This is a genomic window from Actinomadura sp. 7K507, from assembly GCF_004348425.1.
Classification (GTDB): Bacteria; Actinomycetota; Actinomycetes; order Streptosporangiales; family Streptosporangiaceae; genus Spirillospora.
The window spans coordinates 1-14,365 of the sequence record NZ_SMKK01000236.1 but is presented as its reverse complement, the minus strand read 5'-3'; the positions used below and the strand labels follow the sequence as shown (position 1 = coordinate 14,365).

The 14,365-nt window shown below is 70.3% G+C and carries 14 protein-coding genes and 1 pseudogene; 13 read left to right on the top strand and 2 right to left on the bottom strand.

Translation table 11 applies throughout. The annotated features are described in order from the left end of the window. Positions 1–235 precede the first annotated feature (235 nt). The 12 genes from E1285_RS36480 to E1285_RS36425 all read left to right on the top strand — a co-directional run bounded on the left by E1285_RS36480 (position 236) and on the right by E1285_RS36425 (position 12,298). Positions 236–514 carry a hypothetical protein gene (locus tag E1285_RS36480; protein WP_132159155.1) on the top strand — a complete coding sequence of 93 codons (279 nt, stop codon included), beginning with the start codon at positions 236–238 and terminating at the stop codon, positions 512–514. Beyond that, the gene (locus E1285_RS36475; RefSeq protein WP_132159154.1) at positions 511–1,011 is read left to right on the top strand and encodes a hypothetical protein; all 501 of its coding nucleotides are present in this window, start codon (positions 511–513) and stop codon (positions 1,009–1,011) included. The genes E1285_RS36480 and E1285_RS36475 overlap by 4 nt, the downstream gene beginning before the upstream one ends. A gap of 85 nt (positions 1,012–1,096) precedes the next feature. Continuing rightward, positions 1,097–2,350, top strand: a complete 1,254-nt coding sequence (fxlM, locus tag E1285_RS36470; protein ID WP_132159153.1) for a methyltransferase, FxLD system — start codon at positions 1,097–1,099, stop codon at positions 2,348–2,350. A gap of 16 nt (positions 2,351–2,366) precedes the next feature. Then, entirely contained in the window at positions 2,367–2,522 is a 156-nt protein-coding gene (locus tag E1285_RS36465) for an FxLD family lanthipeptide (RefSeq protein ID WP_132159152.1), read from the top strand. Positions 2,523–2,638: 116 nt separating this feature from the next. Then, positions 2,639–5,440, top strand: a complete 2,802-nt coding sequence (locus tag E1285_RS36460) for a lantibiotic dehydratase (RefSeq protein WP_243723290.1) — start codon at positions 2,639–2,641, stop codon at positions 5,438–5,440. Continuing rightward, positions 5,437–6,513 (top strand): lanthionine synthetase C family protein, encoded by a 1,077-nt coding sequence (locus E1285_RS36455; RefSeq protein ID WP_132159150.1) that lies wholly within the window; start codon positions 5,437–5,439, stop codon positions 6,511–6,513. The genes E1285_RS36460 and E1285_RS36455 overlap by 4 nt, the downstream gene beginning before the upstream one ends. A gap of 14 nt (positions 6,514–6,527) precedes the next feature. Continuing rightward, entirely contained in the window at positions 6,528–7,280 is a 753-nt protein-coding gene (locus E1285_RS36450; RefSeq protein ID WP_132159149.1) for a thiopeptide-type bacteriocin biosynthesis protein, read from the top strand. A 104-nt stretch (positions 7,281–7,384) separates the two neighbouring features. Further along, entirely contained in the window at positions 7,385–8,098 is a 714-nt protein-coding gene (locus tag E1285_RS36445; RefSeq protein ID WP_132159148.1) for a DsbA family oxidoreductase, read from the top strand. Positions 8,099–8,245: 147 nt separating this feature from the next. Beyond that, positions 8,246–9,286: a hypothetical protein gene (locus E1285_RS36440; RefSeq protein ID WP_132159147.1), complete on the top strand. Its 1,041-nt coding sequence runs from the start codon at positions 8,246–8,248 to the stop codon at positions 9,284–9,286. A 14-nt stretch (positions 9,287–9,300) separates the two neighbouring features. After that, positions 9,301–10,107, top strand: coding sequence for a class I SAM-dependent methyltransferase (locus tag E1285_RS36435; RefSeq protein WP_132159146.1), 807 nt, complete (start codon positions 9,301–9,303; stop codon positions 10,105–10,107). Between the two features lie 63 nt (positions 10,108–10,170). After that, positions 10,171–11,430 carry a serine--tRNA ligase gene (serS, locus tag E1285_RS36430; RefSeq protein ID WP_132159145.1) on the top strand — a complete coding sequence of 420 codons (1,260 nt, stop codon included), beginning with the start codon at positions 10,171–10,173 and terminating at the stop codon, positions 11,428–11,430. Positions 11,431–11,494: 64 nt separating this feature from the next. Beyond that, a complete protein-coding gene (locus E1285_RS36425; protein WP_132159144.1) occupies positions 11,495–12,298 on the top strand; it encodes a Cof-type HAD-IIB family hydrolase in 804 nt (267 codons plus the stop codon). Positions 12,299–12,382: 84 nt separating this feature from the next. Here E1285_RS36425 and E1285_RS36420 read toward each other — a convergent pair whose 3' ends face one another. Together E1285_RS36420 and E1285_RS36415 are read right to left on the bottom strand one after the other, a co-directional pair. Next, positions 12,383–12,928, bottom strand: coding sequence for a bacterial proteasome activator family protein (locus tag E1285_RS36420; protein WP_132159143.1), 546 nt, complete (start codon positions 12,926–12,928; stop codon positions 12,383–12,385). Between the two features lie 12 nt (positions 12,929–12,940). Next, a complete protein-coding gene (locus tag E1285_RS36415) occupies positions 12,941–13,897 on the bottom strand; it encodes an NAD(P)H-quinone oxidoreductase (RefSeq protein WP_132159142.1) in 957 nt (318 codons plus the stop codon). A 148-nt stretch (positions 13,898–14,045) separates the two neighbouring features. On the opposite strand from E1285_RS36415, the pseudogene E1285_RS36410 reads away from it, so the two are divergent. Then, positions 14,046–14,365: pseudogene (locus E1285_RS36410) on the top strand (hypothetical protein); the annotation flags it as partial.

Sequence of the window (14,365 nt, the reverse complement as noted above, 5' to 3'; positions counted from 1 at the left end):
GCCCGGCCCTGGTCTCGGCCCGAGCCGGGGAACTCCATCCAGATCTCTTGTGTACTTAACGCGGTAAGCATTAAAGTTGCGTCGATGGCGATCCGGACGTGTGCAAACGGGCCATGGCATTGGTTCGTGGGGCACGGCCGGAAGTAGCGAACACAAGAAGACCGCCGCGCGGTCGGGCTGAGATTGGAACCCTCCCGACCGCGCGGCCACCATCCCCCATAGAGGAGGTGCCGCCATGGTAAACGCGCCGAGGGCGGCGAGCGGAATGACGGTCGGCGTTGCCGACCTGAGCGAGCTGTGTCCTGGCTGGTGCACGGAGCGGATCGACGGGCGGCTTGTCGCCAGGCGTCTCGGTACGCTGTCCGACTACCAGCTCGGTCGCGGATGCGTCGACGAGGTGGCGGCAGGGTCGATCACCGAGCTGGTGGTCGTGTGCGAGGCGCAGAACACCCTGGCCAAGCGCATGGAAGTCGCCGAGACGGTCAGGCGCGGCTTTGCGGGATCAGCGGCATGACCGCAGCGATCGCACGGCGGTCGCCGGCGTGGTGGGCGGGCGACGTCAGACCCGACCAGGTAGTGCAAGTGATCGAGGATGCGTTCCCCGAGGTGCGGACGGTGTACTTCGGCAACGCCACCGGCAAGTGGTGGGCCCTGTACGGGCGGCAGGGCATCGATGAGCGGTGGCTCGAAGCCGACACCCCGCAGGGCCTCTGTGAGGCGATCATCGAGAGCGTGCCGCGTCCTCTCCGGCGACGGCCGCACCCCGACGCTCCATGCCGCGTCAGCCAGGTATCGACGGTCCGGACCGGCGGGCACGCGGTGCCACCACGATCCGGTCCCGCACCTGTCCCGCGAGCCGGGGTGTCCGCCGCAGGTCACTTCACTCACCCGTTGTTCCCGCCGCCGAGTCGGCTGCGGCGCCTCCTCGACGGCTGCCGCCACCGCTTGCTCGGAGAAGGCGGTGACAAGTGGCGCATGGTGCGTGCCGACGGTTCTTGGGCGTCTCGCTGACGAACCACATACCTCAAGGAGGCTTTCCAGTAATGACCTCGCACAGTGACCGGTCCATGGACTGGTTCGCACCTGGAGGTGTGTCGTGAGCGTCGGCACCTCGAGCCGCGCCGGCCGGTCTGAGGAACTCCGCAACGCGCTGGTCGACACGATCGTCGCTGACCATGCGGCCAAGGGCCTGGCGATGCCCGCCGATGTGGAACGGGCGATGCGGAAGGTTCCTCGGGAGGCGTTCACGCCCGGCGTCCCATTGGAGAGGGCGTACGAGAACACCGCGGTCATCACGAACCGGCGCGGTGAGGAGACCACCAGTTCGGTGTCGGCTCCGTACCTGATTGCGGAGATGCTCGGTCAGGCTGCCGATGCGCTCGGCGGCTTGGAGGGGCGCGATGTCCTGGAGATCGGCAGCGGCGGCTACAACGCCTCGCTGCTGAGCGAGCTGGTCGGCCCGGCGGGCTCAGTCACGACCGTCGACATCGACTCCGCGGTGACCGATCGGGCGGTGGCTTGCCTGGAGAGTGCGGGCTACAGCGACGTCACCGTCGTGTGCGCGGACGCCGAGCACCCGGTCGAGCCGGGCCGCCGCTACGACCTGATCATCGTCACGGCTGGGGCATGGGACATTCCGTCGGTGTGGCGTGAGCAGCTCACCGGCGACGGGGTGCTCGTCGTCCCGCTGCGCACGTTCGGGATGACCCGGTCGTGGGCGCTGCGGCGCTCCGGAGATCGGCTGGTCAGCCGCAGCCACCGCCAGTGCGGGTTCGTCTCGATGCAGGGCGACGGAGGTCATCGGATGCGGTACGTCGACGTCGCCGCTGGTGTCCACCTGCGGCTCGACGAGAACCAGCAGATCATTCCGGATGTGGTCGCGGACGTCCTCACCCAGCCCCGCCGGGAGGCGTGGGCCGGGGTGAGCCTGCCGCCCCGCACGGTGCTGGCCGACCTTGACCTGTGGCTGGCCGTCCGCCTCACCCGTGAGGCGGAGGAGTTCCTGATGCTGACGGCGCAGGAGGCGGCCGTCGAATCCGGCATTGTCGCGCCGTCGTGGCGGTTCGGGACTCCCGCCGCCTTCGACGGGGGCACGTTCTCCTACCGGTCGGCGCTGCGCTGGACCGGCAGGTTGTTTGATCTCGGCGCATACGCCCACGGGCCCGAGGCCGCCGCGTCGGCCGGGCGGATGGTCGAGCACATGCGCGCGTGGCTGGACGCCGGCAGTCCGTCTCCGGTCCTGCAGGTCCTGCCGGCTCGCACTCCCGACGGCGACTTGCCGGACGGGACCGTCCTGGACAAGCGGCACAGCCGCATCGTCCTTACCTTCCACACCTCCAGCTCTCGATGAGAAGGGAACCCTCCTGATGGAGCATGACGAGCTGTACGACCTGAACGTCCGCCTAGTCGACTCCGGGGACATCGCAAGCGGCCACGCCACCAGCACCGACGACGACTGCGGGTCGGGCAACACCGGCTCGGACGCCTGCACCACCAACGCCGACGTCGGCGGCGTGCGCTGACACCCTGCCTTACCTCTGCCGGGCCTGGCTCCTTTGCGAACCGGGGCCGGGCCCGGCCCCGTTCCACGCCACCTTCTGCCGACCTCCGAGGCGGTGAGCGACCCATGTTCCATGCGGTGGATGCGGCATTGGTCAGAGCCGCCGCCTACCCCGATGGCCTGGTCCTGCCGGCCTGGCCCGACCTGACCGCCGACCGGCCTGACGACTGGCTGAAGTGGCTGCGGGAGGCGTGGACGCTGCCGGGATTCGCGGCCACCGTCACGCCCGCCGCCCCCGAGTTGGCCGCACAGATCACCCGCGCCCTGAACGGTGAACCGATCCGGGTCCGCCGGTTGCGGCGCTTGGTGGAGGCCACAATCCGGTATTTGCTGCGGTGGACGTCCCGCGCAACCCCGTTCGGCCAGTTCGCCGGCGTGTCCCCCGTGGAACTCGGCTCGCGCGCAGCGGTCCACTGGAGCGGGCGGCATCGTGCCGTGGCCCGTCCCGACGACCGTTACATCGCCGAGCACACCTCACTGGCCGAGCGGGAGTTGCCGGTCCTGCGCACGGTCGCGGTGATGACGAACCCTCTGGGGTACGCCCGTGGCGGGCGGTGGGTGCTGCCGTGCGCCCGTGCCGAGCACGACCGGATCTGGGATGTCGAGATCGACCTCAGCGATCCGGTGCGGGCGGCGGTCGAGCAGGCCGCCTCCGCGATCGCGTTCGGGGACCTGGCCGCCAGGCTGGCCGACACGCTGCCCGGCGGCGGGGTGGAGGCGGAGCGGCTGCTGGCCGCGCTGGTGGACGCCGGTGTCCTACTGTCGCAGGTGCGTCCGCCGATGACCGTGACCGACCCGTCCGCGCACCTGGCCCGTCGCCTGGCCGGGCGCATCGACCTGCCCGGACCCGGCGCCCGGACCGCGGTCGACCTGCGCGTCGGCTGCTCGGTGACGCTGCCCCCCGCTGTGGTAGCCGCAGCCGAGGACGCGGCGACTGCGCTGGCCGCCGTGGCGTCGCCCCTGCCAGGGTGGGGCGCCTACCATCGCGCGTTCATCGAACGGTGGGGACCGGGAGCTGCCGTGCCGCTGCGCGAGGTGGTAAACGTCCTGGGGTTCCCCGCCGGGTACCGGGGCTCACCCCACCGAGACCCGACGGGATTCACAGCCCGAGATGCGCTGCTCACCGACCTTGCCCAACAGTCCGCCCTGGACGGCTGCGCCGACGTCGTCCTCGATGAGGATCTGGTCGCCGCGCTGCGCGGCGACGACGGACGGCCGCCGATCCCGCACACCGAGCTGCGGTTCACCCTCGCCGCCCGCACACCAGGAGACCTCGACCGAGGCGCGTTCACCCTGACCGTGGTGAGCGGCGCCCGCCACGCCGGGGTCTCGGCCGCCCGGTTCCTGCACCTGCTCACCCCGCTCGAACTGGAGCGTTTCCGCAGCGTCTACGCGGACCTTCCGGCCGCGATGCCCGGCGCCCACATTGTGCAACTGTCCGGGCCCCCGCTCCATCCCCGGCTGGCGACGGTGGCCCGCGCGCCCGAGCTGCTGCCCGTCCTGCCGGTCGGGGACTTCCACCCCGACCCGCGCTGGACGCTCGCGGACCTGGCGGTGGCGGGAGACGGTGAGCGGCTGTGGCTGGCCTCGGCCACCACCGGTCGCCCGGTCGAGCCGCTGCTGTTCAACTGCGTGTCGTTGCCGACCGCTCAGCAGCCGCTCGTCCGGTTCCTGACCGAGATCTGGACGGCGTGGACGGCCCCGTGCGCCAGGGTCGACTGGGGCAACGCCAGCGGTCTGCCGTTCCTGCCGAGAATCCGGCGAGGCCGCGCCATCCTGCACCCGGCCCGCTGGACCGTCCGCGCGGCCGCGCTGCCCGGCCGCGCCGCGTCCTGGCCGCAATGGCAGGACGCAAGGCAACGGCACCGCGAACGGCACCGGGTGCCGCGCGAGGTACTGATCAGCCAGAATCGAGGCTTCGATGACGTCCGGCTGCGTCTGGACCTGGACGAACCAGCTCACCTGGCAGTGTTGCGCGGCCACCTTCACCGGCACGGCGGCGCGGCCCTCACCGAGGCTGGCGGGCCGTCCGGCTGGATCAGTGACAGACCGGCCGAACTCCTGCTCACCCTCACCGCGACGCCGCCGCATCCCCGCCGCCCGGCGCGGCCTGCCCGACCCGCCAGTACTGTCCAGCACCGGCCGGGATGGTCACGGTGGCTGGATGCCCGCGTGTACGGCCGATCCCCGGACATCCTCACCCACATCCTCTCCCGCCTTCCCGACCTCCCCGCGGGCTGGTGGTTCCTGCGCTACTCCGACCCGGCTCCACACCTGCGGCTGCGAGTACCGCTACGCGAGGGCGAGTTCGCCGGCGTCGCCCATGATCTCGCCCTGTGGGCGGAGCAATTGCACGACGACGGATTGGTGGCCGACTACGCCTTGGCGACGTACCGGCCTGAGACCCGCCACGGACGCGGACCGACCCTGAACGCAGCCGAGAAGGTCTTCGCCGCCGACTCCCGCGCCGCCCTTCAGCGGCTGTCGGGCGACCGGGAGGCCGCCACGGCCGCCGGGATGATCGCCATCGCGCACGGGTTCACCTGCGGCGACGGCTTGCCGTGGCTCGTCGATCACGTGCCGCGCCGCAGCGGCCCGCGCCTGGATCCCGCCCAGCTCGCCCGCGCCCGAAACGCCGAACCGGACGCCCCGGAGGCTGCGGAGTTGGCGGTGGCGTTGGGCGCGTATCGAGCCCTCGCCGACCGGGACGAGCTGGATACCAACCAGGTGCTGGCCGACCTACTGCACCTGCACCACGCCCGCATGATCGGCATCGATACCGCGTCCGAGCGGCACTGCCTGCGGCTGGCCCGCGCGATCGCCCAGACTGACCTGCGCACCGGACACCACAACCAAGACACCGTGGCCGAGATCCCATGAGCGAAGGGCAGAACCTCGCCGAGGGAGCCGCCGGCATCGCACTCCTCCACCTGGAGACCGGCGACCGGGAAGCGGCGTACGCGGCGCTACACGAGGCCGTCTCCGCAGGCGTCAGCGTCGCCGCCGGGGCCAGCCTCTACTACGGCGCTCCCGCCCTCGCCTTCGTCCTCGCTGCATTTGACCGGCCAGGTCTCACCCGCGCCAAGTTCGCCACCGCCGCAGGGACCGCGACCGTGACCCGCCGCCGTCTGGACGCTGCGCACCGGCGCATCGATCAACGCCAGCGCCCGGCCTACGCCGAGTTCGACCTCATCCGCGGGCTGACCGGCCTCGGTGTTGCCCTGCGCCGTATCGACGCCGTCGACCTGCTCGCTGAAGTGCTGACTTACCTGGTCCGGCTCACGGAGCCGATCGATGGGCTCCCCGGCTGGTGGTGCCCGACCGGCCCCAACCGCGACATCCCCGGCCCTGCCGAAGGCCATAGCAACCACGGGATGGCTCACGGGATCACCGGGCCGCTCGCCCTGATGGCACTGACGATGAGCGACGGCATCCACGTCGACGGGCAACCAGCGGCGGTCACCCGCATCTGCCAGTGGCTCGACCACTGGGAACGGCAGACCGAGGGCGGCCACGCGTGGTGGCCAGAGATCATCACCCTGGACGAGCTTCACCGGGATGACACCGTCCAGCCGGGCCCGCTGCGGCCGTCCTGGTGCTACGGAACTCCGGGCATCGCCCGCGCCCAGCAACTCGCCGCGCGAGCCCTCGGGGATATCCGGCGCCAGCGGAAGGCTGCGACGGCATTCGCCGCGTGCGTGAGCGACCCCGAGCAACTGGCTCGCCTCACCTGCCGCGGCCTCTGCCACGGGACCGGCGGCCTCCTGGCGACCGGACGGCGGATCGCCGCCGACGCCCTCACCCCGACCCCCGTTCCCCCGCTGTTGAACCTGCACTGGCAAGCCGCCGCTACGCCCGACGAGCCGCCCGGCTTCCTCGACGGGACGGCCGGAGCCGAGCTGGTCACCACGGGGATCGCAACCTCCTGGGACGCCTGCCTCCTACTGTGCTGACGAAAGGGCCGGTAATGAACGAAACCTCCTGGACGCAAGTGAACATCGCCGTCCCCGGCAAGAACGCTCGTGAGCGTGAACGGCAAGCCGTCGCCCATCTGGCTCGGATTCTCCCCACCGCAGAGAGCAGGGGTCTCATCACCTCATGGTTCTTCATCCGCAAGAGTCGCTGGCGCGTCCGCTACCTTCCCGCCGAAACCGGCAGCCGCCGCGACCTGCGTCCTCTGCTAACCCAAGGTGTCGACTGGACCAGCGACATCTACGAGCCCGAAGTCCACGCCTTCGGCGGCTACGCCAGCATGGACACCGCACACGAGCTGTTCCACGCCGACAGCCGTCACCTGCTCGCGTTCCTCAACGGCGCCCCATCCGACCGCAGAGAACGGTCACTGATCGTATGTTCCGCTCTCATGCGGGCCGCAGGTCTTGAGTTCGGTGAGCAAGGCGACGTTTGGGCGCGAGTCGCTGAACAGCGCTCCGCCCTGCGCGGCGAACTGCCAGATCCCGCAACATGGGCCTCCTTCACCGACGACGTCCGGCAACTCCTCATCGGCAAGGCCCGGCCTGACATCGGAAAAGACTGGCTCACCGCGTTCGAGAACGCCGGTGGACAACTGAGAACCCTGCGGGAGAGCGGTCGGCTCACCCGAGGAATCCGTGCTGTAACCGCCCTCCATGTGATCTTCCACTGGAACCGCATCGGAATCACCGGCCCCACACAGGCGGTACTCGCGCAGGCCGCGAAGGAAGCCTTCTTCCCTCCTTGATGAGGCTCCTGATGGAGTCCATCCGCGCTGGCCGCGCCTGAGCGGAAATCAACTTGCGCCTGGACGTGTTGGACATGATCGACCGTCCCTAGAGAGGTGCCTTCATGCGCGTTGAGATCTGGTCCGATGTGATTTGTCCCTGGTGCTACATCGGGAAGCGGCAGTTTGAACACGCCCTGGAGGGGTTCGAGCACCGCGATCAAGTCGAGGTGGTGTACCGGGCGTTCCAGCTTGACCCGTCGTTCCCCCAAGGCGAGACCATGGAGGTCGCCGACATGCTGGCCGGCAAGTACGGCATGCCGCGCGAGAAGGCCGTCGAGATGAACAGGCAGATGGAGGAGCGCGCCGCCGGAGTCGGCCTGGAATATCACCTGGAAGGCGGCCGGGTGGGCAACACCGCCGACGCGCACCGCCTCGTCCACCTGGCGACCGAGCAAGGCGTGCAGGGCGAGGTCGTCGAAGCCCTTTACAAGGCGCACTTCACCGACCGCCGCTCCGTCTTCGACCACGACTCCCTGGTGAAGATCGCCGAAGAGGCGGGCCTGGACGCCTCCGCCACACGCGAGACCCTCACGTCCGGCAAGTTCGCCGCCGAGGTCGACACCGACCAACGCGAGGCCCGCGAACTCGGCGCGACGGGCGTCCCGTTCTTCGTCGTCGACGGCCGCTATGGCGTCTCCGGTGCCCAGCCGACCGAGACGTTCACGCAGGTCCTCGACCGCGCCTGGGCGGACGCGCGTCCCAAGTTGACCACGATCGGCGCCGACACCGACACCTGCACGGACGACGGATGCGCCGTCCCCCGTAACAACCCCTGACAGCCTCGGGAGGCCGGCGAGGTCTCCGGTGACCGAGATGTGACCACTCGGTCGGGTTCGGCGGTGAACCGATAATCGATCTCGGGCGTCAACTCCACAACACCCCCAAAGTGGAGAGGCCCCCAATTGCGCACCTCGTCAGCCCTCTTGGTCTCCGCCGCCGTCGTGGTGTCGGCCCTGTCCGTCCCCGCGACCGCCCACGCGGACACGACGTCGCCGACCGGCGGCCATGCGGCGGCAGGCGCCGCGGAGGTCCGGAAGGCCGCGCGGTTCGCCGGCTTCGACGCAGGCCCAGAGCCGAGTTGGTACGACGGCTGGAGGCGACTCAGCGGGCGCCTGGTAGCCGATGTCGACGGGGTCGCCCACGGCCTGGCCGGTGTGCGCGTGTTCGTGGAGTTCTCCGCGAACGGCACGAACTGGACGCGTGTGACGTCTCAGACGACCTCTGCCGACGGGACGTTCGACATGACGACGGTCGGGACACAGGACGGCTACTGGCGCGCCCAATACCCGGGCACCAACGAGTACACGCCGGCCGTGAGCGGTGCCGACTATGTCGATGTCAAGTACCGGACATCCATCCAGTACTACAACGTCTCCCCGGAGCCGGTGATGAAGGGGGCGTACGTCACGGTCGCGGGGACCTTGTTCCGCTATATGCCCGCGGGTAAGCCGGGGCCGGGCGCGAACATCCACATCTACTTCCAGCCGAGCGGGTCGTCTACATGGACGAAGATGGCCATCACGAAGACGGCGAGCAACGGGAAGTTCAGTAAGAAGTTCAAGGCGTCCAAGGACGGGACGTGGCTCGCCAGGTACTGGGGCAGTGCCACCTACGCCGGCTCCAATCTTCCGACCGATTACGTCGATGTCGGGTACCGGACGCACATTCACTCCTACAACGCTGCACCGGAGCCGGTGAGGAAGGGCGCCTACATCACGGTCAAGGGGCTGCTGTACCGCTACATGCCTGCTGGGAAGCCGGGGCCGGGGGCGAACATCCACATCTACTTCAAGCCCAAGGGGTCGTCCGCCTGGACGAAGAAGGCCATCACCAAGACGGCGAAGAACGGGTGGTTCAGCAGGAAGTTCAAGGCTTCCAAGGACGGGACGTGGCTCGCGCGTTACTGGGGGAGCGGGACGTACATCGGGTCCAATCACCCGAGCGACTACGTGAACGTTCGCTGACGTACGCTGCGTAGGTGGCCAAGGACTTTGATCTTTACGAGCGGGAGTTGTGGGACGGGCGCGCCGCCGCGTACGAGCGGGGGTTCGCCCACGTCACCCGCTACATGGTCGGTCCGCTGCTGGACGCCGCCGGTGTCGCCGACGGGACGCGGTTCCTCGACGTCGGGACCGGGCCGGGCTTCGTGGCGCTGGAGGCGGGCTGGCGCGGTGCCGCGGTATCGGCGATGGACGCCGAGCCGGGCATGGCGGAGACGGCCCGCCGCAACGTCCCCGGCCTGGACGTGCGCGTCGCCGTCCTGCCCGAGGTTCCGTTCGCGGACGGGGAGTTCGACGCGGTCGCGGGCAACTTCGTCATCAACCACGTCGGCGACCCGGGCAGGGCGCTCGCGGAGTTGCGGCGCGTCCTGCGGCCGGGCGGGCGGCTGGCGCTGAGCTGCTGGGTGATGCCGGGCAGCGGTGTCCTCGCGATCGTCCGGCAGGCGATCGAGGAGGCCGGCGTGCCGTGGCCGGACGACATCCCCGAGGCGCCGTTCATGGAGTACGGCGAGGCGGTGGCCTTCAGGCGGCTGGTGAGGGAGGCCGGGTTCGGCGAGGTCGCCGTCGAGGAGGTCTCGTGGGAGCACGTCGTCGACCCCGACGAGTGGTGGAAGACGGGCGCGCTCTCCAGGGTCGGCACCAACGGCGTCATCGTGGGGCGGCAGGACGCGAAGACCGTCGCGCGCATCAAGGGCGCCTACGACGCGATCGTCTCCGGCTACCCGGCGAAGGACGGCAGGGTCGCGCTGCCCGCGCACGCGCTGCTGGCCGGCGGCGTCCGCTGAACGGGCGGTCGAACCGGCGATACTCGCGCGCGGACGGGGACCCGGGCCGGTAGCCTCGGGTCTGTGATTGACCTGCGAGCTCTTCGAGAGGATCCCGAGCGGCTGCGCGCGTCGCAGCGCGCCCGCGGTGAGGACGACGCCGTCGTCGACCGGCTGCTGGACGTGGACGGGAGGCGCCGCTCGGCGCTGACGTCCTTCGAGCAGCTCAGGGCGGAGCAGAAGAGTTTCGGCAAGTCGGTGTCCAAGGCGCAGGGGGACGAGCGGCAGGCGCTGCTGGCCCGCGCCAAGGAGCTGGCGCAGGAGGTCAAGGAGCGCGAGGCGGAGGCCGACCGGCTCGGTGAGGAACTCGACGCGCTGATCAAGGGCGTCCCCAACGTCATCGAGGACGGCGCCCCCGCCGGCGGCGAGCAGGACTTCGCCGTCCTGGAGCACATCGGTGAGCCGACGGCGTTCGACTTCGAACCGAAGGACCACCTCGAGCTGGGGGAGAGCCTCGGCGCCATCGACATGGAGCGCGGCGCGAAGGTGTCGGGCGCGCGGTTCTACTACCTGACGGGTGTGGGCGCGCGGCTCCAGTACGCGCTGCTCAACCTCGCCATGGAGACGGCCATCGCGCACGGGTTCGTCCCGATGTATCCGCCGGTCCTGGTGAAGCCGGAGGCGATGGAGGGCACGGGGTTCCTCGGGGCGCACGCCGCCGAGGTGTACCGGCTTCCGGACGACGACCTCTACCTCGTCGGGACGTCCGAGGTGCCGCTCGCCGCGTACCACATGAACGAGATCATCGACGAGCTGCCGCGGCGGTACGTGGCGTGGTCGTCGTGCTTCCGCCGCGAGGCCGGCTCGTACGGCAAGGACACCCGCGGCATCATCCGCGTCCACCAGTTCGACAAGGTGGAGATGTTCTCCTACTGCGACCCGGCCGACGCGCACGCCGAGCACCTGCGGCTGCTGGAGTGGGAGAAGGAGATGCTCGCCAAGGTCGAGATCCCGTACCGGGTGATCGACGTCGCGGCGGGCGACCTGGGGTCCAGCGCGGCGCGCAAGTACGACTGCGAGGCGTGGGTGCCGACGCAGAACACCTACCGCGAGGTCACCTCCACATCGAACTGCACCGAGTTCCAGGCCCGGCGCCTCGCCGTGCGGCACAGGGACGCCGACGGCAGGAACCAGCCGGTCGCGACCCTGAACGGGACACTGGCGACCACGCGGTGGATGGTCTCGATCCTGGAGAACCACCAGCGGGCGGACGGGACGGTCCGCGTCCCGGAGGCCCTCCAGAAGTTCCTCGGCCTGGACGTCCTGGAGCCGGTCAAGCGCTGACGCCCGGCGGGGAGTGTGTCCGAGGTGTGGCTTATGGTGTGAGCCATAAGCCCAGGAAGGTGACATGACCCACTCCTCGCCGCGCGTGATCGCGACCGACCTCGACGGCACGATCGTGCGCTCCGATGGGACGATCTCCGCCCGTACCGTCGATGCCCTGGCCCGTGTCGAGCGGGCCGGGGCGATGCTCGTCATGGTGACCGGGCGGCCGCCGCGCTGGATGACCGACATCGCCGCGGCCGTCGACCACCACGGCGTCGCGATCTGCGCCAACGGCGCCGTCGTGTACGACCTCCACACCGAGACCGTCCTGAAGGCGTACGAGATCCCGGCGCCGGTGATCGCGGAGACGATCGGGCGGCTCCGCGGCATCGCCCCCGAACTGCGGTTCGCCGTGGAGCACACCGACGGGTTCATGTTCGAGGACAGCTACACCCTCGGCCGCCTGAACGCGAAGGCCCTCGGCGGCCGTCCCGTGAACAGCGAGGAGATCCTCGGCCTCAGCGGGACGAAGCTGCTCGGGTTCGATCCCGAGGCCGACCCCGACTCGCTCACCGAGAAGGCGGTGGAGGCCGTCGGCGACCTCGTGACCGTCACCACCTCGTCCGGGCGGGGCCTGCTGGAGATGAGCGCGCACGGCGTCACCAAGGCCAGCGCGCTCGCGGCCCTCTGCACCGAGCACGGCCTCACGGCCGACGACGTCACCGCGTTCGGCGACATGCCCAACGACCTGCCGATGCTCACCTGGGCGGGCACCTCGTACGCCGTCGGCAACGCGCACCCGCTCGTGCTTGCGGCCGTCACGCACAAGACGTCCCGCAACGACGACGACGGCGTGGCCGAAGTCCTCGAACGCCTCTTCCGGTAGCGAGAACGGTTCCGTAGTGAGAACGGCCGCCCGCGAGGCGGCCGTTCCGCGTCGTGCCCTCCAGGCGCCGTGCCCGGTCGCGCCCTACAGGTAGGGGCCGGTCCCGCGGCGGCCGGGCGACTGCTCCTCCTCGGCGGCGCCGGGCGGCATCATCCCGGCGGGCAGGGCGCGACGCATGTTCTCCAGCTGCGCACGCGCCGCCATCTGCTGCGCGAACAGCGTCGTCTGGATGCCGTGGAACAGGCCCTCCAGCCAGCCGACGAGCTGCGCCTGCGCGATCCGCAGCTCCGCCTCGCTCGGCACCGTCCCCTCGGTGAACGGCAGCGACAGCCGCTCCAGCTCCTCGACCAGCTCCGGCGCGAGACCGTCCTCCAGCTCCTTGATGGACGACTGGTGGATCTCCCGCAGCCGGGCCCGGGACGCCTCGTCCAGCGGGGCCGCCTTGACCTCCTCCAGAAGCTGCCGGATCATCCCGCCGATCCGCATGACCTTCGCGGGCTGCTCGACCATCTCGGTCACCGACTTGCCCTCGGTCTCGCCCTCACCGCCCGCCTCGACGGCGATGCCGTTCGGGCCGAGCACGAGCACCTGGGGGTCCTGTTCAGACTGGTTCTTCGAAGGCTCGCTCATAATCCTCAATCCTCACACGGTCAGCAGGATCTTGCCGACGTGACCGCTGTCCTCCATCAGCCGGTGCGCGCTCGCCGCGTCCGGCATCGGGATCCGGCGGTCGACGACCGTCCGGATCTCCCCCGACTCCACGAGCGGCCACACATGCTCCCGGACGCCCGCCACGATCTCGGCCTTCTCCTCCAGCGGACGTGCCCGCAGCGTCGTCGCATGGACGAGCGCCCGCTTGCGGAGGAGCTTGCCGATGTCCAGCTCCGCCTTCGTCCCGCCCTGGAGGCCGATCACCATCAGCCTGCCGCCGACGGCCAGCGCGTCCACGTTCCGGGCCAGGTACTTGGCGCCGATAAGGTCCAGGATGACGTCGTAGGGGCCGCTCTCGACGAAGTCCTCTTCGCGGTAGTTCACGGTCACGTCCGCGCCGAGTTCCTTGCAGCGGGCCGCCTTCCCTGCGCTGCCGACCGTCGTCACCACCCGCGCGCCGCGCGCCTTGGCGAGCTGGATCGCCAGCGTCCCGATGCCGCTGCCGCCGCCGTGGACCAGGAGCGTCTCGCCCTCGCGCAGCCCCGCGAGCATGAAGACGTTCGAAAACACCGTGCATGCGACCTCCGGGAGACCGGCCGCTTCGACGACGTCCACCCCGCGCGGTACGGGAAGCACCTGCGAGGCGGGCACCGCGACCCGTTCCGCGTACCCTCCCCCGCCGAGCAGCGCGCACACCTCGTCCCCGGCGGCGAGCCCGGTCACGTCCGGGCCGACTTCGGTGATCCGTCCGGACACCTCCAGCCCCGGGTACGGGGGAGCGTCCGACGGCGGCGGGTAGAAGCCCTTGCGCTGCATGACGTCCGCGCGGTTGACCGCGCTCGCCGCCACCTCGATCAGCACCTCACCCGGCTTCGGCTCCGGATCGGGAACCTGCGTCCATTCCAGGACGTCGTAGTCTCCCGGCTCACGGATAACGATCGCATGCATACCGGTCACGCTACCGGGCGCCTGGCACCCGCCAACGTCGATCTACAGGCGGGATGCGTGGTATTGGTGCACGGGTATCCTGCGTGGGGATCATTTTGCCCACCTGCTCCGTGAAGATCATCAGAGGCGTGCCCGAGGGGGATGAACGGTGGCGAGGAACGAGCACGACGGGCGTTCTTTGGAGGAGCGGCTGGCCTCTCTGGACGCGATGAGCGGCGAGACGACCGGGCCGTCCCCCGCCCCCTCCGAGGGCGAGCGGCAGGAGGCGCCCGCCGAGCAGGAGAACGCGCCGCCGGACGAGGGCGCCCAGCCCGAATCCCAGCAGCCCCCGCCCCAGCAGCCGGTGTCCGAGCAGACCGACCCGAACGCCAATCCCTGGCTCGCCGCGCCCCCCTCGTTCCAGCAGCCGTCCGAGACCGGTTACCCGGCCCAGACCTTCGGCCCGCCGCAGCCCCCGCCCTACGAGGG